General features: G+C 39.2%; 14 protein-coding genes. 1 reads left to right on the top strand and 13 read right to left on the bottom strand.

Translation table 11 applies throughout. From position 1 onward, the window contains the following. Positions 1–23: 23 nt before the first annotated feature. The 13 genes from F3G75_RS00495 to mltG form a co-directional block, all read right to left on the bottom strand. Positions 24–4,730, bottom strand: coding sequence for a hypothetical protein (locus tag F3G75_RS00495; protein ID WP_149716160.1), 4,707 nt, complete (start codon positions 4,728–4,730; stop codon positions 24–26). A gap of 225 nt (positions 4,731–4,955) precedes the next feature. Beyond that, entirely contained in the window at positions 4,956–5,813 is an 858-nt protein-coding gene (gene sdhE / locus F3G75_RS00490) for an 8-methylmenaquinol:fumarate reductase membrane anchor subunit (RefSeq protein ID WP_149716159.1), read from the bottom strand. Positions 5,814–5,815: 2 nt separating this feature from the next. After that, a complete protein-coding gene (gene sdhB, locus F3G75_RS00485) occupies positions 5,816–6,781 on the bottom strand; it encodes an 8-methylmenaquinol:fumarate reductase iron-sulfur subunit (RefSeq protein WP_149716158.1) in 966 nt (321 codons plus the stop codon). A gap of 9 nt (positions 6,782–6,790) precedes the next feature. Next, complete coding sequence (gene sdhA / locus F3G75_RS00480) at positions 6,791–8,653, bottom strand: 8-methylmenaquinol:fumarate reductase flavoprotein subunit (protein ID WP_149716157.1); 1,863 nt, start codon at positions 8,651–8,653, stop codon at positions 6,791–6,793. Between the two features lie 395 nt (positions 8,654–9,048). Then, entirely contained in the window at positions 9,049–10,953 is a 1,905-nt protein-coding gene (locus F3G75_RS09375) for a TonB-dependent receptor domain-containing protein (protein WP_223154420.1), read from the bottom strand. Between the two features lie 44 nt (positions 10,954–10,997). Continuing rightward, positions 10,998–11,693: a Plug domain-containing protein gene (locus F3G75_RS09370; protein ID WP_223154396.1), complete on the bottom strand. Its 696-nt coding sequence runs from the start codon at positions 11,691–11,693 to the stop codon at positions 10,998–11,000. Positions 11,694–12,011: 318 nt separating this feature from the next. Continuing rightward, complete coding sequence (locus F3G75_RS00470; RefSeq protein WP_103576524.1) at positions 12,012–12,563, bottom strand: 2-oxoglutarate:acceptor oxidoreductase subunit OorC; 552 nt, start codon at positions 12,561–12,563, stop codon at positions 12,012–12,014. Further along, a complete protein-coding gene (locus tag F3G75_RS00465) occupies positions 12,560–13,405 on the bottom strand; it encodes a 2-oxoglutarate ferredoxin oxidoreductase subunit beta (protein ID WP_148784667.1) in 846 nt (281 codons plus the stop codon). The genes F3G75_RS00470 and F3G75_RS00465 overlap by 4 nt, the downstream gene beginning before the upstream one ends. Continuing rightward, a complete protein-coding gene (locus tag F3G75_RS00460; protein ID WP_149716156.1) occupies positions 13,395–14,525 on the bottom strand; it encodes a 2-oxoglutarate synthase subunit alpha in 1,131 nt (376 codons plus the stop codon). The genes F3G75_RS00465 and F3G75_RS00460 overlap by 11 nt, the downstream gene beginning before the upstream one ends. Then, positions 14,522–14,833 carry a 4Fe-4S dicluster domain-containing protein gene (locus F3G75_RS00455; RefSeq protein WP_021091402.1) on the bottom strand — a complete coding sequence of 104 codons (312 nt, stop codon included), beginning with the start codon at positions 14,831–14,833 and terminating at the stop codon, positions 14,522–14,524. The genes F3G75_RS00460 and F3G75_RS00455 overlap by 4 nt, the downstream gene beginning before the upstream one ends. An 8-nt stretch (positions 14,834–14,841) precedes the next feature. Further along, complete coding sequence (locus F3G75_RS00450) at positions 14,842–15,735, bottom strand: lactate/malate family dehydrogenase (RefSeq protein WP_149716155.1); 894 nt, start codon at positions 15,733–15,735, stop codon at positions 14,842–14,844. A gap of 4 nt (positions 15,736–15,739) precedes the next feature. After that, complete coding sequence (locus F3G75_RS00445) at positions 15,740–17,914, bottom strand: NADP-dependent isocitrate dehydrogenase (protein ID WP_149716154.1); 2,175 nt, start codon at positions 17,912–17,914, stop codon at positions 15,740–15,742. 84 nt (positions 17,915–17,998) lie between these two features. Beyond that, entirely contained in the window at positions 17,999–18,943 is a 945-nt protein-coding gene (mltG, locus tag F3G75_RS00440; RefSeq protein ID WP_149716153.1) for an endolytic transglycosylase MltG, read from the bottom strand. A 73-nt stretch (positions 18,944–19,016) separates the two neighbouring features. On the opposite strand from mltG, the gene F3G75_RS00435 reads away from it, so the two are divergent. After that, positions 19,017–21,482: a YhdP family protein gene (locus F3G75_RS00435; RefSeq protein WP_149716152.1), complete on the top strand. Its 2,466-nt coding sequence runs from the start codon at positions 19,017–19,019 to the stop codon at positions 21,480–21,482. Positions 21,483–21,606: the final 124 nt, after the last annotated feature.

The following is a 21,606-nucleotide window of genomic DNA, read 5'->3' as shown; positions in this document are numbered from 1 at the left end:
ATTGCTTCTATAAATTTAAATTTCTATAAGAGATCGACCTGTACACCATCTTGAATCTCAAGAAAAACAGTGTGTCTTGTGTTTATTGTATTTCCATTTATGGTTTCTTGGCGATTAAATGTCGCTTTATAGACTTGATTTACTGCATCACCCTCACTTGTGACATCTACTTTGTTATACATGTCACCGACAATACTATGTTTTCTATTTAGCGTAGCAACATCAGCTTTTGTAGCTTTTACAAAGTCATGCGTGAGTTGCACTAAGTCTTTACCGTCGCCTATGACTTTTAGCACTGTATTTACACTCTCACTAGCTGCGCTATTACTTGCATCCCTTGTGTTTCTGCTATCAATAATATCAAAGACACCATCTGGGCTAAATTTTATAGATACTGCTTGATCAGCACTACCTAGCTGGATCTTTTCAAAGTTATTTATCTTTTTAACGTTATCTAAATTTGAAAAATCCACATCATCAACGACTATTAGAGTATCCACGCCACCTCTGCCATCTATCATTCTACCCTTGCTATAAACAAAGGCGTCATCTAGGTTGCCACCTTTTATATCGCCCTCTTGTCTTAGATATACTGGATCGCCAAAATTTGATTCGCCGTATTTACTAGTGTCACTTAGTTCGTAAGAATTTGTAGTCCCTATCTTTTTTAGATGTCCATTTTGAATAAGTGCTTCAACATAATTATTACTAAAGAGATGCGTGCCGCTACCTTGTGCTCCAACTAGCATAGATGAAGGATATGGATCTTGGGGGCCATAAGTGTTTGCTACACTTTTTGGAAGCATATATAAAGATAAGTTCATCTCACCAGTTCCGTCCATATACTCCATATCAAATTTATAAAAACCAGCCTTATCAAATGTAAAATCCCTACTCCACCACTGGCCATTTTTACCATATGATGCTTCGGTAGATGGATTTATATAATTAGTCGCACTTCCAAATTTTTGTGTCGTTCCATTTATAGTAAGCTCTGCATAGTTATGCAAGTCTGCTGCTCTTACAGAGTATATTCCAGGTGCACTTACATATATCCAGCCATTCATCTTCATAACAAGATCAGATCCAACAGGATTTGACTCACCAAGGGTATAGTTGCCGGGTCTACCTTTTAAAACACCATTTGCAAAGCCTATATTATCACCAGTGCCAGCAGCAGTATCGACGCCATTTCTAAATTTTTTTGGTGCATATGGATTAGACGCATCATATAAAGCACTATCTTCATGCCTACCAACTCTAGCTAGATCCTCCGCATGCATATTTCCTTGATTAGACAAAGTCTTATAGTGTGTTCCTGAAGCAAACTGCACAACATCGTAGGTAGTAGAGGCGCTTGGAGAATAAATTTCCATATAGTTTTTATAGATAGGCTTGCCGCCTTGCGTACTATAAACACCAGAATTGTTACCAACTCTAGCTCTCCATGACGGATCTACGTAGTTGTAAAACCACATATCAGCATCAAGACCGCTGTTGCCAATAAATGTAACAGTGCTAATAGATACGTTTCCTGCGGCGTCAGAATTTTTTATCATAAAATTTGCCCCAGTGCTATTGGCTGATAGGGCAAAATTTTCAGAATAGCTATGTGTATTATCAAGAGACGAGCTTTTGTGAACAGAATTTAGCAAGTCATAAAGATCGACTTTATTTATGGTATTTTTATTAAGAGTATTGTTGCCATTTGAGTCGGTTCCAATACTACCTGAAATATCTACACTAGTAACATTAGACGTGGTATTTGGTGTGCCTATCGCATCCGGAGTAGCATCTAGATCGACTCGAACCAAGAGATCATCATCTTTTGTTTCATCACTCTTTAAAACAGTCGCTCTGATATTTGAGTATCTTTCATCTAGCTTTATCCCAAGCGCTTCAAAGTCCATATTTACACGCTTGTCCGCACCTACAACTAGATCTATATAGTTTTGTCCGTTTGGTAAAATTTTAGCATTACCAAGATCATCTTCAAGAGCCAAGCGAAGTTTTGTTCTGGGAGCACGGTCTACACCAAAGACTATATTTGGTTGCTCATCGTTCGTAAGCGAAATATTATACTCTTTTATAGTTTTGCTCTCATTATCGAAGTTATTTTTCTGAATAACTTTTTCATTGTCCCCTGCTCTTAGGTATTTTGCGATATTTATAACTCCGCCGTCTATCTGCGTAGCAAGCTTTACATCATCAATATACTCTAAAATTCCAAAGTCAAATAATCTACCACGGATACCATCAGTCGTCGTAGCCTCGCCAGGTGTTGTAATAGTCGCTCTAACCGGCGTAGAATGATCCATAGAAATATGAACGCCTGGTATACTAAATTTACCACCAGCTATTGGAAGTGGTGCTGAGCCATCACTTGGTACGGCTGTTAGCCCATCATCGCTTATGGTATATTTTACAGTTGTTGTAACAGATGGTATGGTAGGAGTTGATACCGTGACGTTTATACTGCTTCCTGGTTTTGTATTGTTAGGTAGGTAGATATCAAGATCACTTTGGGTTGACGGCGAACCCGAAGGAGTTGTGATGCTATCTATTAGTCCATCACCGTTATTATCCCTTGCAAATTGCACCTTTATGCTATTATCTAGAGTTATCTTGTCTGTGACTGGGGCTGCTTTGTTGCCAGCTTTGTCAGTAAATGTAGTTGTAAAATTTGTAGTAAGCCCATAAAGTCTTGTGGTGGTCTCTATGGTGCCATTATTTACGCTAATAGGTACGCCATCATCTCTTGTCGCACTATATACACCAGATGTATCTTGAGAAATTTTAATAGTAATCTTATCTGTTTTGCCGTCGCTTCCTACGATATCTATCTCAAATTTATCACCATCTCTTGTATCATTTGGAATTTTTATCTTTATAGATGTCTTTACGCCATCAGGACTAAAACCACTCTCCTTGCTAGTTAGAATGCCATCTTTATCGCCATCTTTTACAAACTGTACATGTGGGGATTTGATAGGCGCAACTGTATCGCTTGAAATTTCACTCACGCTTGAAGCTTTTGGAGTGCCAGTCGTGCCATCAATAATCGTCGTGCTTAGCCTTTTTCTGCTTGGATCGCTCGAGTTTGTTGGATCAGTGATTGTAATCTTGCCATTTTCGATAGGAATGATCTCTGTACCACCATCAAGTGTAGCACTAAGTCCGTCAGGTGCGATAGTATATGTCTTTGTCACACTTGTTGGCGTGCTAGCTGGATCATCAACTTTTATACGGATCTTATCGCCAACTACGGCATTGTTTGGTATATAAATATCTATCGATAAGGCCGTACCGCCACTTTTTGTGAGTTCAGCTAAATTTATAATCCCATCTTTATTGTCATCAAGAGTAAAAACAGCGATTGGGTCATTGTTGTTTGCTATGGTTATGGTTTCAGTTGCACCTGGATTGCCTGACTTACTTATCATTTGGATATTTACATTTGTAGGCGTTGAAGATGAAATTTTAACCGCATTTGCTACATTAAAACCAACATTTCCACCACTTTCACTTGTGAGCGGATAGCTCTCGCCACTCTCTTTATCTACAAGCATATTAACAGATGTTTTAACCAGCACTTTTTCATGTAAAGTTCCGTCAGGATCAGTGGTAGTTAGTTTTATCTTGTCGCCTATTTTCATATTTGGTGATAAGATGACCTTTGCATCATCACTTGGTGTGCTAATTGCTGGATTAAAGCTATTTTCGCTTGCATCTATGACGCCATCTCGGTTTAAATCTTTACCCAAAAATACCTTTTTAAAAGCAAGAGTTGGAGTGATGGTATCAACACTTGTGGCTATATTTGCCACATATGAATTAGTGCCATTTGCTAGAGTGATACTAGAATTTACACTAAATGCAGCATTTGGAGTGACAGTGACACTTGGAATGATAAATTCTTTTTGCTCTGGGTTTATAGCATTTGGCGCAATAGGTAAAATTTCACTTGGATTATTTATATTTATCACGCTTGTACCAGCTTGATTAACCTTATAAACAAGCATGGTCTTTACACCGTTATTTACGACTTCCAATGTCACTTTGTCGTTTGGCTTAAAGTCATTATTAAAAGCAACCGCTATACTTGTATGGTTTGGATCACCGCCTGCTTCTGCAATATTTATATAGCTGTCGCCATCAATGTCTTTTAAAATTCTAACACTTGGTGCCACAATAACTGGAACACTCTCTTTTTGCTCTACCGCTGATACCGCCCCACCAACAAAGCTATGTGGCAATACTGACTCGTTTGATGTAAAAGGTAACACAACTGCGCCACCATCAATACCAACAATATTTGAGATGTGACCTTGTGTATCAAAATTTAAACCATTTATGCTTGCGAAGCTACTACTGTGGCTTGAGCCATGAGAACTATGACTTGCGTTGTGAGAGTTGTCGTCCTCGCCTTTGTTTTTTGCTTCTTCATTCTCACTAAGAAATTTTCTCTTATCTTCTTCTATCTGTGTTTCGCTGCCTTGCGTGTTAAAATTTACCTTTGATAGCTCTTTTGTGATGATAATAGTTTGGGGCTCAAGTAGCGTGATTGGCGAAGCGTGGTAGAAATTTATAACGATAGTGTCACCGCTACTTTGTGTGATGATCTCGTCGCCTAAAAATATCTCATCCCCCTGTTTTAGTGCGATCAACTTTCCATTGCGTTTTACAAATACTTTTCCGCTTATTTTTGCAACAATGCCAACATTTTGCATATTTAGTCCTTTAAATTTAATAATCAATCCATTTAAAATTTCACGCGATTGTAGCTAAAAAATATTTTATATAAATAAAAGAATTTACATAATAAATTTTATTATTTTTGATCCATTTTTATATTAAAAAATAAATTAAAATTTTTATAAAATGCCAAATTTGCTTTGTTTGTAATAGAAAAATAAATTTTAAGAATTCCCCACGCCAAAAGACGTGGGATAAATTTATGCTATTTTACTAGCATCAACGATATTTAGATCAAGACCCAGATCCTCAACAGATAGTCCAAGTGCAAGACCTACAAGCTGAGATAGGTGAATGATAGGCTTTCTCACATTTGAGTGGTTCTCATCTTGATATCTCTCTTGGTAGATGTCAAGTTGCATTTGACAAAGCGGGCATGGTGTGACAACTACGTCAGCGCCGTTTTCATCAGCATTATTTACGATCTGGCTTGACATTTTTCTTACAGATGTGCCAGCTGGATAACTAGCGTGAAATCCGCAGCAGTCAAGTCTTTTCTCAAATGGTACAATAGTAGCACCAAGTGCGCCTACAACAGTTTCAAAGCTCTTTGGATTGACTGAGCTTTCTCTATTGTGAAGATCTTTTTCAGGTCTTAGGCTATGGCAGCCGTAAAATAGTGCTACTTTTAGCCCACTAAGTGGCTTAACAACCTTTGCTCTTAGTGTTTCTACGTTTTGATAAAGCACCCAAAGAAGGCTTGTGATCTCGGTTGAGCCATTGTATTTCATATTACCCTCAGCCAAGAAAGTATTTATGTGGTCCTTTGCCCCCTTATCAAGTGTAGTTTTAGCTCTTGTTAGAGTTAGCATACAGGTTGAGCATGTCGTAAGCATCGGCATATTCATCTGCTCAGCAAGTGCTATATTTCTAGCATTTGCCACAAGTGTAGCGATAGGATCGACGTCTTGTGCTTGTTGGGCCCCACAGCAGCTCCAGCCCCTTATCTCGTGAAGCTTCCAGCCAAGTATCAGAGCGATAGCCTCAAGCGACATCTTAGCCTCTTTAGCTGCTTGAGAGAGTACGCATCCTGGGAAAAAAGCGAATTCGTTTTGCATAATTACTCCTTACTAGCAGCTTTGCGAGCCGCATTTATCATTTTTACTAGATCATCATGTCCTTCTATATCCTCTTCGCCAAAGATATGAAGCGGATTCATCTTACCTGCGAGCATTAAATTTGCAGCAATATCCATTTTGCCCATATTTTTAAATACTCCCTCAGAACGAAGCGCAAGCTTGATCTCATTTAGTCTACCTGAGCCATCAACTAGATCGGTTAAGAATGCCTCAGCGTGATCTGGCCCCATACCATCATCAAAACCTTTTTGTATAGCCATGATGCGAAGATCAGTTATATCTTTACATGCACTTATACCTTTTGGACAGCGGTCAGCGCACTCTTGACACTTTACACACATCCAAAGGCCGTTGTCGATAGCTGGTTTTAAGTGTGGCATAGGATCTTTGTTGCGTGAGTCAAACGCCGCTCTATAAGCATGCACAAAGACAAATGGCTGCATATAATCGCTCGCATCAGCTTCAAGTTTATTACACTCACTAGCGCACGCACCGCAAAGTATGCAGTCCCATTCAAGCGCTACTTTTTCATACTCTTTTTGACTTTGCTTACAGCCTTTTTCTGCGCTAAATTCTGACTTAGCAGTGATGCTAGGCCTAATCTTGCGTAAATTTTCGATACTTGGCTCCCAGTCCACCATAAGATCAGAGATGACCCTGAAATTTCCAAGTGGAGAAATTCTTATGCTCTCTGGATTGTCATACTCAGCCAAAAGCTCGTTCATTTTTGTATCACAGGCTAGATATGAGTGGCCATTTACTCTAACAGCACACGCTCCACATATCGCTGAGCGGCAAGATGCTGTGAAATTTAACGTCGCATCCTTTTTTTGTTTGATATCAAGAAGCACTGTTAAAAGAGTTTTGCCTTTGATCTCTTCATTTGTTAGCTCATAAGTTGATTCATATTTTTTAGTTCCGTCAAAGCGGTCGATAATAATTTTCATCCTAGCTCCTTACTCTGGCTTCTTGCCGTCAAGTGAAAATATGCCTGTCACAACGTCTTTGTAACTAAGCTCAAGCTTGCCGTCTTTTAGTGTGACTATGCTGTGTTTTAAGAAATTTACATCATCTCTTTTTGGATAGTCCTCTCTTGTGTGAGCGCCACGGCTCTCAAGACGATTTTGCGCTGCAAGGCATGCTGCACGAGAAAGAAGTATAAGATTGCCAAGCTCGACATAGTCGGTAAATGCTGTATTCATAACTGGGTTTTGATTTGGCACTTTGATAGTGTCATATTTTGCTTGGATAGCTTCAAGGTTTTTAGAGAGCTGATCTAATTTTGCACCAGTTCTAAAGATACCCATTAGATCCCAGTTGTTTTTACCAAGCTCTTCACGAAGTGCGTACATATCGTTCACACCGCCCTCGCCTGTTGCTATGGCTTTAAATTTATCTTGCCACATTTTTGCTAGATCAGAAGTCTTTTTGCCGCTTGCAAATTTTACATTTTGAGCGTAAGCACCAGCACCTTTGCCAGCTAGATCGCCAGTTACAACTGCGTCAGTTAAGCTGTTTCCACCAAGGCGGTTTGCACCGTGGATAGATACACATGAAGCCTCACCACCTACATAAATTCCAGGGATTTTTGTGCTCATATCATCAAATTTAGCTACCTCTATGCCACCCATTGAGTAGTGAGCTGTTGGACGGATAGGTACTGGTTGTTCGATTAGATCGATATTTTGGAAAAGCATGGCTGTGTGGCGAATTTTTGGAAGCTTTTTCATAATGGTATCTTTGCCAAGGTGGCGAACGTCACAAAGCACATAAGCGCTCATACCCTCACCAAAGCCCCTGCCTTCACGAATTTCTGTCTCGATCGCACGAGCGACGACGTCACGAGGAGCTAGCTCCATCTTTTCGTGATAGTTTTTCATAAAGCGCTCGCCCTTGTTGTTTAACAAGTATCCACCCTCTCCGCGAGCTGCTTCAGTGATTAGTGTGCCACCATTTTGAACGCCAGTTGGGTGAAACTGGAGCATCTCAGGGTCTTCAAAACCAAGACCTGCTTTAAGCGCAGCAGCGATGCCATCACCAGTTGCTATAAATGGAACTGATGTGCGGTTATAAAAAATTCTAGTGTATCCGCCAGTTGCGATGACAAGAGATTTGCAAAGAACTGGGTAAATTTGACCATCCTGGATGTTGCGAAGAACGACGCCTTCAACCTTGCCATCCTCAAGACCGATCTCAAGTAGCTCATGATCCATTAAAAATTTAACGCCAGCTGTGATAGCGTCGTCAAGACAGGCGTGCATCAAAATGTGGCCAGTTTTATCAGCTGCGTAGTTACAGCGTTTTTTACTGGCACCACCCATGAAGCGAAACGCAACATCGCCATTATCTTTACGGGACACGTCGCCATTATCTATACGAGAAAAGAGCATGCCATTGTGGTCTAGCTCGTGGATGACTGCGCCTGCTGCCTCGCAAAATTTCACTACCGCATCTTGATCGGCAAGATAAGCCGCACCTTTAACTGTATCATAAGCGTGAAGCTTGAAGCTATCGCCATTACTAAAGTCAGTAACGCCGTTTATTCCACCCTCTGCCATACAGGTCGCATTACGTGATGGCATCATCTTTGTAGCAACAACGACGGTTGAGTTTGGATATTGCTTGCGAACGGCTGTTGCTGCACGAAGTCCGGCACCACCAGAACCGATTATTAGCACATCAACAGATGGCAAGCCACTTTCATTGCCTTTTGGCAACTCACCAGCAAAAACATTGGTTGCACCAGCTGTTGCAGCTAGCGCACCTACGCTGATACAGGCACTTTGTAGAAATTCTCTTCTGGTAAATTTTTCACTCATTGATAACTTCCTATCTTAGTAAATTTTTAGCGTTTAAAACGCACCGCCAGTTCATTTCTTAATATTTTTTAAAACAACTATATTAATTAAATAATTAATAATGAAACATTACATTAAATTTACTTAAAAGAAACATAAAGATTTATTTTAGATTAAGGAATGAGAGCTAATATTAAAATCAAAAAGGATAAAATGGGCTTTTTAAGGCGGTTTATATAAATTTAGCGGTAGAAAATTTACAAGATATATAAAAATTTCTACCGATTTGAAGTTTATTTTTATTTTTGAGTTTTTAAGCTTTAAAAGCTCTTTTTTAGGATATTAGAAAAAAAAATTACTTTTATACTTAAATAAATATATTAAATATAATAAATAATATTATTTTTGTCCTATTATCAAAATTCACCCTTTGGGTGCAAAATTTCTTTTAGCTCGCCATCACTTAGCTTGTAGTTATAAAATCTCTCGTAAAACTCTCTTGTTTTTTGCTCTAAATTTAGATCGCTAAAATGCTCTGGGTAAAATGTCTTAGCCAGCCAAAGCGGATAAAGCGCACCTTCAGCACTTCTTACGCTCCAAAGATAAACGCCACTTGGCACTACAAAAATTTCTCCATTTTGCACAGCTTTTAGCTTGGCAAATGATGCGTTTTTAGCGATAGCATCGGCACTTTTTTGTGAATTTGTGATGATGATGTCTGGGTTAAAGATGATGACTTGCTCTTCGTTTATCGCTTTTGAAATTTTAAAATCCCCATCACTTAGCTCTGAGCTTAAATTTATACCGCCAGCCACGCTAATATACTCTACGCCGATATCTTTTGAGCTGATGGTGTTAAAGTTTCCTGAGTTGTAGTTAAGCACCAAAACTCTCTTTTTTGGCATTAAATTTGCTGTTTTTTGGCTTACAAATTTTATGTTGTTATTAAAATAGTCATTAAACTCACGCGCCCTTTTTACGCTCTTTTCACCCCAAATTTCAGCGATCTTGCTAAAGCTATCTTGTATCTCTTTGATGCTTTGAAATTTATCTATCTTCACAACTGCGATGCCAGCGCTCTCTAACTGAGCCTTGCTATTTTCATCAAACATCATACCAACTGGCCCAAAAACAACTTGCGTTTTTGACGCGATGATAGTCTCGACGCTGCTACTTAGCATGCCGCTTTTGTTATCATTGCTCTTTATCTTTGGAAAAATTTTTGACATGAGCGCAGGCAGTTTTGGCTCACCGATAACTGTTTTGCCTTCAGATACGCCATCTTTAGCATTTTTTATCTTAGCATCAAGAAGTGTAAAGCCACCATACATACTTAAAGTATCAACAAGCTTTCCGCCAGTAGTTAGCTCAAAGCCGCGGTTTCTTTGTGTGCCTTGAATTTTATACTCTGCATTTGCTCCGCTACCGACTAGATATGCTACTGGACGTTTGATCTCAAAGATCGCAGCTGATAGATCAAGCTCACCTAGTCTAGCTTTCGCACCGATCTCATATTGTTTGCTTCTAATAGGCTCTACTGTTAAAGTCTCGCCTGCTCTAGGTCCTCTTCTAAAAGTATAAGTTGATTGTTCATTTGAGATACTATCTGCATAAGTAGTATAAAGGCTTACGTTTTCAACTGGCTTATAGACAAGGCTTACACCGTAGTTAAAGCCACTTTTATCATAGTTTTTCTCTTTAGATGGATCTAGCTTATAGCTTATAAACCAGCTTCTTGAAACTGATAAGATAGTGCTGAAGTAGTCATTAAATTTAATATCATCAACAACAGAAATATTTTTCATATCACTACTACTACTTTTATATCTACCGCTTCCTTTTTTTACATGTGGATTATTAAATATTACTGGATGATATAAATTTGAGTTACCAAGTACTCTTTCTTCACCTCTATTTCTAGCACTATAAATAGTCCAGCGGTATCCATTTGTAGCTACGGCAAAATTATGCGATAAAGAACCTGTTTGAAAATTTGTCAAGCCTTTCAAGAACCAGCTATCTACATCAAATCTACCAGATGCACCACTGCCACCACTTTTAACAACTCTATAATCTCCATTTTGATTTAAAAATGTACCGCTTGTACCATACATATCACGGATAGCTTTTTGCCACTGATAGCCACCCTCAAAGTACCAGTTGTCTGTTAGAGCGTATTTTAGTTTTACGCTAGCCGTTGTTGTTTTTAGGTGATTACCACCAAAAGACTGCTCAAGTCCTCTTTTAGTATCTTTTACAGGGCTTGGTACGTCAAAATTTGCTACTCCGTTTGTTAATGGCATGCTAAATCCACCTGGCATACCTGAGTTTTTATGCTCATAGTGGCTAAAGTTTGTCTCAAGTGTTAAATTCTCTGTAAGGTAAAATCAAGTCCAAGTGAGGCTAAACGACGAGAAAATTTACTATCTTTAGCATTCTTTTCACCACCTGAATAGTAAAAGACACCTCTATATCCGACTTTTTCAAATTTGTTTGAACTATCAAGACCTACGCCTAAATTTGACCTTGAGCTGTAATCAGTCCAGATAACGTTTTGAAGTGGGACTGGGCGCTTGCGAGAGTAAAGGAAATATCCAGAAGGTGTAGCACCACCATAAAGTGAGCCGGCAAGTCCATTTTGGATTTGCAAACTCTCAAACATCGCCATAGGTATAGCTGTGGTTGATGAAGCATAAAAACCATCCCAAAGGACGTTACCTACGACTGAGCCTTGAAAACCGCGAGTTTGAGGACGACCAACATCACCACCGCCGCGATATTGAATAGAAGCTGAAGGAAAGTATCTAACTGTGTCTTCAAAGCCTTGAACGCCTTGGTTATCAAGAACCTCTTTTGAGATCGTATTTACTTGATAAGGCATATCTATAACTTTTTTGTCAGCCAAAGGACCAGCGGCTACTCTTTTGTTTAAAATTCCCTCATCAATACCGCTCTCGCTGATGTTGTCACCAACTGAATTTACTTCAATACCCTCAAGCTTTGTGGTTTGTATAGCAAAAACTTGACTTAAAAACCACTGCACATCAAAAGTGCAGTACATGTTGCAACTGAGATTTTGTAACTCAACTTTTACTCCTTTTACAAAAATTTACGTCTAAAATGTTACTAAAACAAATCTTAAATATAATTTATTAAATATTTAAAAATATATTTTATTTAAAAAAGGTAAAATAAGGCATTGTGAGAACGATTTTTAAAAATTTCATAGCTTTGACAAGATAAATAAATACTATAAATATAATCTTTTATATCGATAAATAATGCTTTAGATTTTAAGAAAAGTAATAATTGATAAAAATATAATAAAGGCTGATTTTTTTATTTTTAGTAGAAATTTTGGCTAAAAATTAGCCAAAATTTATTTTAAAAGCTCTTTTGCGTATTTTAGGCCTAGCTCATAAGCTTTGGCATTTGCCTCTTTGACTTTCTCAGGCACACTTGCTAGCATCTCTTCACGCACTAAATTTTCATCCATACACTTGCTCATCGCCACAGCCACGCCAAGAGCCACAACGCTTTGAGTGATAACATTTCCGACCTCGTCTTTTGCGATAGAAATGATAGGAATTTCATAAATTTTCCAACGCTTTTTGTCTTCATCGCTCACCTTTACCAAATTTGGCTCAACAACGATCGCGCCGCCATCTTTTACGCCGCTTTTAAAGGCATCGTAGCTTATCTGCGCGGTAGCAAGCATAAAGTCTATCTCGCCCTCGTTTGCATAAGGGTATAAAATTTCCTTCTCATCAAGGATGATATCGACCTTTGTTGGTCCGCCACGTACCTGAGATGTGTATGTAGAAGCCTTGACGCCGTATCCGCCTGCCTTTATTTTGGCAGCTGAGAGGATCTCACCTGCTAGTATGACGCCCTGTCCACCAACGCCGACAAATCTTAATTGTGACTTCATGCTAGCTCCTTAAAATCGATCGCTTCGCCGCTCATAGCAGCCCTTCTTACCATGTCGTAAGCCTTGGTATATTCAATCTTTTCTTCATCTTTATGAAGTACACCAAGTGGGAAAATACCCTTTTTCTCCTCATCACTTAACATGTCAAATTTAACCTTGCTCGTCGTGCGGCCCTTTATCCACTCTAAATTTTTCACCGCCTCGCCCATTTTGTTCTTGCGACCTAAATTTATATGGCAGTTTGAAAATACATCAAAAAAGCTGTATCCATCGTGGCTAAAGCCCTCTACAAAGAGCTTTGTAAGCTTCTCTGGCTCGATGACGCTTCCGCGCGCGACGAAGCTAGCACCTGCGGCGGTTGCGAGCTTACAGGCGTCAAAGCTAGGATCGATGTTGCCGTATTGCGCTGTGACCGTCCACATGCCCTTTGGCGTAGTTGGGCTGGTTTGCGAGTTTGTTAGTGCGTAGATGAAGTTATTTATTAGGATGTGATTTAGCCCGATATTTCGGCGGCATCCGTGTATCGTGTGGTTGCCTCCGATCGCTAGCCCGTCGCCATCGCCAGTTACCACGATGACGTGCTTATCTGGATTTGCCATCTTTACACCAGTGGCGTAGGCTACGGCTCTACCGTGAGTTGTGTGGATGGTATTGCAGTCAAGATATCCGCTAAAACGGCCAGAGCAGCCTATGCCTGATACCACGCAAACATCATTCATATCCCAGCCCATAGTGTCGATCGCGCGGATGAGCGCCTTTAGTATGACGCCGTCACCACAGCCCCAGCACCAAAGAGTAGGCATTTTATCTGTTCGTAAGTATTTATCATAATTAAAAGCCATAAATTTCTCCTATCTTCGCCTCGATCTCGCTTGGGCTTATCGGTCTGCCGTTTGCTTTTAGCAGTTTTGCAAAGTCATCTCTTAAGATGATCTTTGAAATTTCACCGCTATATTGACCTAAATTTAGCTCGCAAACTAAAATTTTATTAAATTTATTTGATATCTCTTTTAGCTTTTTAGCTGGAGCTGGGAAAAGTGTAAGTGGCTTAAATAGCCCTACTTTTAGCCCTTTTTCACATAAATTTAAGATCGCTTGCTTAGCTGAAAGTGCCACACTACCAAAGGCGATGATGCAAATTTCTGCATCATCAAGCATAAACTCTTCAAATTTCTCACACTCATCTACGTGTAAATTTACCTTATCAAATAGCCTATTTATCGAGTATTCAACGATCTTGCCATCTTCAGTTGGAAAGCCAGTTGCTCCGTGATGAAGCCCTGTTATATGGTAGTGATAGCCTTTAAAAAAAGGATTTAGCGTAGCTGGCTCATCTGGTGCGGCCTCGTAAGGTTTATACTCTTTTGGCTCGCCACTGAATTCTCTTCTTTTATAAATTTCTAGCTCGCTAATCTCTGGCAAACGCACCCTTGCTTGCATATGACCTATCGTCTCATCAAGTAGCAGCATAACAGGGGTCATAAATCTAGCTGCGAGATTAAACGCTCGAACTGTCTGCGTATAGCACTCCTCAAGGCTACTAGGCGCTAGCACTATCATATTTACATCGCCGTGAGTTGGGTTTTTAGCCTGCAAGATATCTCCTTGTGCGACGCGGGTTGGCAAGCCAGTTGAAGGGCCGCCACGCATTACGTTTACGATGACAAGCGGTATCTCAGCGATAAAACCAAGGCCAATTTGCTCAGCCTTTAGTGAAATTCCAGGTCCTGAGCTTGCTGTCATGGCCTTTGCGCCACTCGCACTTGCACCAAGAGCTACTGAAATGCCAGCTATCTCATCTTCCATTTGTATAAATGTGCCGCCATGTTTTGGCAAAAGCACGCTTAGCTCGTGGGCGATCTCGCTACTTGGAGTGATCGGATATCCGCCAAAGAAGTTACAGCCGCACTCGACAGCAGCCCTTGCTACTAGGGCATTTCCAGTTGATACTAGCTCTCTCATGCGCTCTCTCCAAGCTTTGCAAATTTATTTGCCTTTACGGCAGCGGCCCGCTCTTTGCTCTCAGGCGTTAGCTTTGCAAATTTAAAGCCTTTTTCAGCCACATAAATGGCAAAATCAGGACAGTGAAGCTCACAGTCGCGACAGCCTATACATGAGTCAGCATAGACGACCTCTATCATCTTACCAAGCACTGCTTTTGGCTCAAGCCTCATCGCTAGCACGCCTGCTGGGCAGTAGCTCACGCAGACATCACAGGCCTTACACCTGCTCTCATCGACCCAAACAGGTACATTTTCTTTTATTATCATCTATATTCCTAATCCAAATTTTCTTTTAAAAATTTAATGTTTTTTCTAATATCAGCTTCGCTTTTACTTAGCTGCTCTTGCTCACTTTCATTTATATTTAGCTCTAAAATTTCTTTTAAGCCCTCGCGTCCAAGCCTTACTAGCCTGCCGCAACTTAACTCATCATCAAGAAGCACGCTAGCACTTAAAATTTCATCACTCTTGCCCATGATCGCTTCACACATTTTCACAACAGCAGCCGCTGGTGCGTAGTAAGCTGAAGTGCCAAGGAGCTTAACGATCTTTGCGCCACCTGTGCTTGTCTCTTTTTTAAGAGTTGCAAGCTCATTTTCGTTTAAATTTTCGCTGATATTACTAGCAGATACGATCATCTCATCGTTGTGAGCGCCAATTATCTTTGTCTTTAGCTCTTTTGCATCTTTATCTTTTAGAAGTGCTAGCTCATATCTGCATCTTGCACCATCAAGCTCACCAGCCATGCCGATCACTTTATTTTTGCTAAAATCGCTAAATTTATGAGCCGTCCAGACCATCACATCAAGCGGATTTGTCACAACGATTATCACCGCATTTGGTGCAAATTTTGCGATATTTTGAGCTGTTTGTTTTACGACTACGGCATTTTTAAGAAGCAAGTCCTCTCTTGTTTGACCCTCTTTTCTTGGGCTTCCAGCAGTTACCACTACGATATCACTGCCCTCTATTAGCATAAAGTCATCGCCACCACAAACAATAGTTTTAGCATTAAAAACGCAGCTTGACTGCGCTAGATCGATTGCTTTTGCACGTGCCACATCACCAAATATATCTACAAGCGCGATCTCATCGCAAACTTCCCTCATACAAAGCGCATAAGCTATACTTGCACCGACGTTTCCTGCTCCAACTATACTTATTTTCATTTTCTCATCCTATTATTTGATTTAAAATTTTACTTGGTCTCATGACCTCATTTGCCCTCACTTCATCTGGCAAATAATATCCACCAAATTCCACGCTTGCACCATCATTTTGTCTTATCTCTTTTAAAATTTCGCTCTCATTTTTCTCTAGCTCGTCTGCTAAATTTTCAAAAATTTTACTTAAAATCCCGCCACTTTTTGCCATCTCTCTTGCCCAAAAAAGTGCCAGATAAAAGTGCGACTCTCTGGTGTCAAGAGTGGCATTTGGCGTTTTGTTTTCGTCCAAATAGCTAGCAACCGCTCTATTTAGCGCATCACTTAGCTCTTTTGCCTCTTTTTTTTGCTTAGCAAACGCCAAATGCTCGAGCGAAGCACTAAGCGCTAAAAACTCGCCTAAGCTATCCCAAAGCAGGTGATTTTTCTCTTTTAGTTCTTTTACAAGCGTCGGAGCTGTCCCGCCAGCACCTGTTTCAAACATCGCTCCACCAGCAAGTAGTGGCACGACCGAGAGCATTTTAGAGCTGCCACCTAGCTCAAAGATCGGGAAAAGATCGGTTAGATAGTCTCTTAAAACGTTGCCAGTAACACTTATTACGTTTTTGCCAGCTCTTATCGCCTGAAGCGATTTTATCGTTGCTTGCTCGTAGTTTAAAATTTCAAATTTCACGCCAGCCCTAGCAAATTTCTCTCTAAATTTTTCAAATTTAACTATCAAATTTCTATCATGAGCACGGCTACTATCTAGCCAAAATATAAGCTCATCTTTTGAAATTTCTCCTCTTTTTAAAGCAAGCTCAAACCACGCATTTATCGCATCATCCTTTGCCTGAGTCATCCTAAAAATGTCGCCCTTTTTGACGCTAAATTTAAAAACGTTCTCGCCAGACTCATCAAAAACTACAAATTCTCCGTCCTCTTTTGCGATAAAAGTCTTATCATGGCTGCCGTATTCCTCGGCCTTTTTAGCCATTAGCCCCACGTTTGCTACGCTGCCTATGCTGCTTACATCAAGCGCACCATGCTCCTTAAAGTCCGCTACGCAAGCCTCATAAACCCTAGCGTATGTTCTATCTGGGATCATGCAAAGCGAGAAATTTAGCTCGCCGCTTCTATCTTTTACCTTGCCAGAGTTTCTAATGAGTGCTGGCACGGAGGCGTCTATTATGACGTCATTTGGTACGTCAAAATTGCTGGCATTTTCATTTAGTGCCCAAATTTTTGCTTTTTTGCTCAAAATTTCATCAAATTTAGCCAAAATTTCATCTTTGTTTTCAAGAGTTGAAATTTTAGCAAACATATCTTTTAGGCCGTTTTTTGCCTCCACGCCGTGAGCCTTAAATTCTTCGCCAAAAAGCTCAAAAACCTCTTTAAAATAGCTTTTTATCGCGTGAGCAAAGATGACTGGGTCGCTAACTTTCATCATTGTGCATTTTAGGTGCAGACTCAAGGTCAAATTCTCTTTTTTCGCCTCTTCAAAACAGCTTTCATAAAATTTATCAAGCTCGTTTACGCTTAAATATGTAGCATCAACTATCTCGCCACTTTGTACGGCAAGCTCTTTTAAAAGCTCTTTTTTACCCTCTGTATTCACAAAATTTATATAAAATTTCTCATCTTTATTGGTGATAATTGAGCGCTCATTCTCATAAAAGTCGCCCTTTTGCATGTAGCAAATTTTAGTTTTATTTGCCTTGTCCCAGTCGCCATTACTGTGAGGATGCTTTTTGGCAAATTCTTTAACCGGTGGCAAGACTCTTCTATCTGAGTTTCCTTGTCTAAGAACTGGATTAACCGCGCTGCCAAGCACTTTTTGGTATTTTTTAGCGATCTCTTCGTCGTAGTCTGTGATGATCTCATCTGGATAAAAAGGTACATTTATACCCTTACTTCTTAGCTCCTCTATCGCTGCTTTTAGCTGAACAAGTGTGGCTGAGATGTTTGGTAACTTTATGATATTTGCCTCTTTGTGGGCTGTTAGCTCGCCTAAAAGTTCTAGCTCATCAGCCTTATTTAGCCCAAGCTCTTTGCTAAAAAGAGATAAAATTCTCCCAGCTAGGCTAATATCGGCCCTTGTTATGCTAATGTCAGCGCGTGATAAAAAGCTCTTTACGATAGGAAAGAGAGAGTAGCTTGCAAATAGCGGTGCTTCGTCAGTTTTAGTCCAGATAATGTCACTCATTTTAGCCCTTTTAGTTTTTTTAAAATTTATCACTTTCTTTATTAAATCTCGTTGTATTTTAGGCATTTGTCGCAAATTCTAGCTCTATTTTCCTATATTTTGGTTGTGCTCGCTTAAGGTTTTTGAAAAAATATGCTTTTTTGCCTTTTTGTCAAGCACAAAGTATAAATAATTGCTCTTTGCAGGGTTTATCGCCGCCTTGATCGCACTTATCGAGACCGAGCAAACTGGACTTGGCGGAATGCCGTCATTTAGATAGGTATTAAACTCGCTCATATCGCTTCTTATGCGCTCAGCCGTGATCACATCGTGCGAATAAATTCCGTAGTTTAATGTGCCGTCCATTTGCAGCCTCATGCCTTTATTTAGGCGGTTATAAATGACTGAGGCGACAAGTGGCATCTCAGCATCATTCGCCGCTTCTTTTTGGATGATCGAAGCGATCGTTAAAATTTTAAACCATTTTTTCTCGTTGTATTCGCCAAAAATTTTATTGCTGATCTCACTTTGAGCCTTTCTTGATGAATTTACAAGATAAAAAGCAAGGTGCCTTTCGCTGATACCTATTGGAATTTTATATGTATTTGGCATCAAAAAGCCATCACTCACTGGAGCAAGAGCGTTATATTCGCTATTTAGCTTAACTGGATCAAGTCCTAGCTGGGCGGCGATCTGGTTTAAAAAAACGATAGTTGTTTCGCCTGGTATTAGCGTTATCTCGGTTAAAGCCGCTTTTGATTTTGCAAGTTTTTTTAAAAAATCAACCCTTGAAATTTTGTCTTGGCCGATCTCTATCCAGCCAGATTGCGGAGAGCCGATAAAAAGTATGGCGTATTTGTCTATCACGCTTAAGTTAAAGTTGCGATTAGCTAAATAAGATATAATCTCGCCCACACTTCCCTTTGGTATAAAAACGACCTTGCTTGTGTTTATAGGGCGTGCCAAATAGACAAAAATACTTAGGAAAATGATGACTACGATATCAAAAAAAATGTCTAAATATGGCTTTTTCATAAAATTTTTTATCATCTTGATTCTTTCATTTATCTTACTTTTAAAATACGGCATAAAAATTAACGATTTCGAGTTTTACGGCGTAAAATTGGAGCAATTATATATAAAATTAGATAAAAAAATAATTGCAAGAGCAAAGCAGATAAGGCTCCCAAATTTTAAGAAAGAAAGCAAGCAAAAAAGCAGCGATGAGCGCCTTTTAAATCTCAGTAAAAGCGTAGATTTTATAGATACGATTTTTCAAGAAATTTCACTTGAAAATGTGCAAATAGGCGATGATTTTAAACTAAAAATTCTATTTTTAGATGATATATTTTTTGTTGATAGCCCTTATTTAAATGTGGATATTAAATTCCAAAACGAACAGCAAGATGGAATAGATCTTTTTAGCGTTAGAAATTTAAGCTTTAAGGATTTTAACGTCAGCATTAGCGGCGAAGGAAGTGCAGATTTTGATAAAAATGACTATAAATTTGAGGGAAATTTCACCTCTCATGAGCTGCATGGTAAGCTAAATTTTGCCCTAAAAGATACATTTTTAACCTACAAAGCTTACGATGTCGAGGCTGGAAGCATTAAAAACTTCATTGATGAGCTTGATAGACGCATAGAGCTAAATAGTGAAGTTAAAAACTGGATATATGGATACATCGTTGCTGATGATTACGAGCTAAAAGAGATAAATGGCAAGGCTGATCTAGCTAAAAATGACTTTTATCTAAATGATCTAAATGCCACCGCAAATACTAAAAATTTGCTCGTTAAATTTGAAAAAGGCTTGCCAGCCGTAAATGTAGGCGAGGCAAATATCACGCTTAAAAACTCAAAGCTTAAATTTGATCTTATTTCGCCTATTTACAAGGGCAAAAAGCTTGATGGCTCAAATGTTGTTATAAATAATATCTTTGATGAAAAAAGCGCAAATTTAGAGCTACTTATAAAGACAAAATCGATCTATGATGAAGCTATAAATGAGATATTAAAAGCCTATAAGATCATCGTGCCAGTAAGGCAGCTAAGCGGAAAAATGGACGCTAGCTTAAAAATTTTAATCAAACTTGATGAAAAAAGCCTTGAAAACTTTGATGAAAAAAGTGTTATCGCAAATGGTGAGTTTAAAATCAGCGATGCGGTCCTAGAAATAGCTGGGAGTAAATTTAACGCTAAAAGCGCCCTTGTAAAGCTCATAGACACAACAAATTTAAATATCAATGCTACTGGCTTTGGGCTTGAGTTTTTTAAAGCAAATGCTAAGGCTGATATAAATTTACAAAAAAGTACTGGCGAGATAAAAGGCGTGATAGAAAGCTTTGATCTAAAAGAAAAAAATGATGAAATTTTAGCCTTTAAAAATGAGCCATTTAGCGCATTTTTAGACTTTAGCAAGGCTGATGAAACTTTGCTTAAGATAGAGCCATTTGGGCTTGATATGAGCTTTGGCAGTGAAAGTAAAATATCAACAAAGAATAGTAAATTTTTCATAGAAAGCTCGCCTGTTTTAAAGCAAAACGGCGTGCATGGTTTTGATGAACTTAGTATAAAAAGTAAGGATTTTACTGATCTTGAAATTTTTGCCAAAGAGGTAAACTTTGACTTGCCGTTTTTAGATAAAAATGGCTCAAAGTACGAAAATGACGATCTTAAAATTTTAGTCTCAAAAGCTGGTGTGAAGGTAGATAGTGCAAGTAAAAAGCTAAGCCTAGACATAAAAGAAAAAGTCATAAGCGTAAAAACTAAAGATCTAAATTTGCTAGTGCTTGATGATAACAAAACCAGCGAACAAAGCACGCCGCTTGAGCTTTTAGCAAAAAATGGCGATATCATTTTAAGGGATCTAAACAAGACCTTGCCATTTGCTAGCTTTAGCGCCGAGAAAAAGGGCAAAAGCACCTCGCTAAATGGGCTGGCGCAGCAAGGAAGAGTTGGCTATTTTAACGATGAAAAGAGTATAAATTTAGACGCAACCGACATAAGCGGAGAATTTATCAACGACCTTTTTGGCATCAAGAGTTTTGAGGGTGGTAAATTTCGCCTGAAACTACTTGGGGAAAACTCTAAGAATTTCAAGGCAGAGGTGAGATTTTTTGATACTTTTTTAAAGGATTATATCTTTTATCAAAGGCTACTTAGCTTTTTAAACTCGGTTCCATCTCTTCTTAGTTTTAAAACACCTGATTTTAACGACAAGGGCTTTACTGTTAAAAATGGTAAAATTTTACTCACTAGAAATGGCGATGTGATCGAATTTCTAGCGATTGAAATGATAGGCACAAGTGCTGATATCGGCGGGCGTGGCACGATCGACCTAAAGAGTAAAAAGATAAACATCGACCTTGAGCTAAAGCTACTAAAAGATGCTAGCAATATCATTGATAAAATTCCACTGGTAAATCAAATAATCCTTGGCAAGGACCGCTCGCTCTCAACCGTCATCGCCATACGTGGCACTACTGATAAGCCTGAGTACTCGACGCAGATCCTGCAAGACGCCTTGCTCTCGCCACTAAAGATAATAAGAAACGTGATTCAGGCTCCGTTTTTGATATTTGAGTAGTTTAAATCTGCAATGCATGGAAATTATAGAAAAATTATTGGCTGCTTCTAAAGCCAAGAGTGGCGCTCATTTTTGATTATTTATACTAACCTAGGTTTATAAAGTGCGTAATGCTTAATTTTTA

Source organism: Campylobacter concisus (genome assembly GCF_902460705.1).
In the GTDB taxonomy this organism is placed as follows: domain Bacteria; phylum Campylobacterota; class Campylobacteria; order Campylobacterales; family Campylobacteraceae; genus Campylobacter_A; species Campylobacter_A concisus_Z.
Note: the sequence above shows the minus strand (reverse complement) of the source record. Positions and strands in the feature narration are given on the sequence as shown.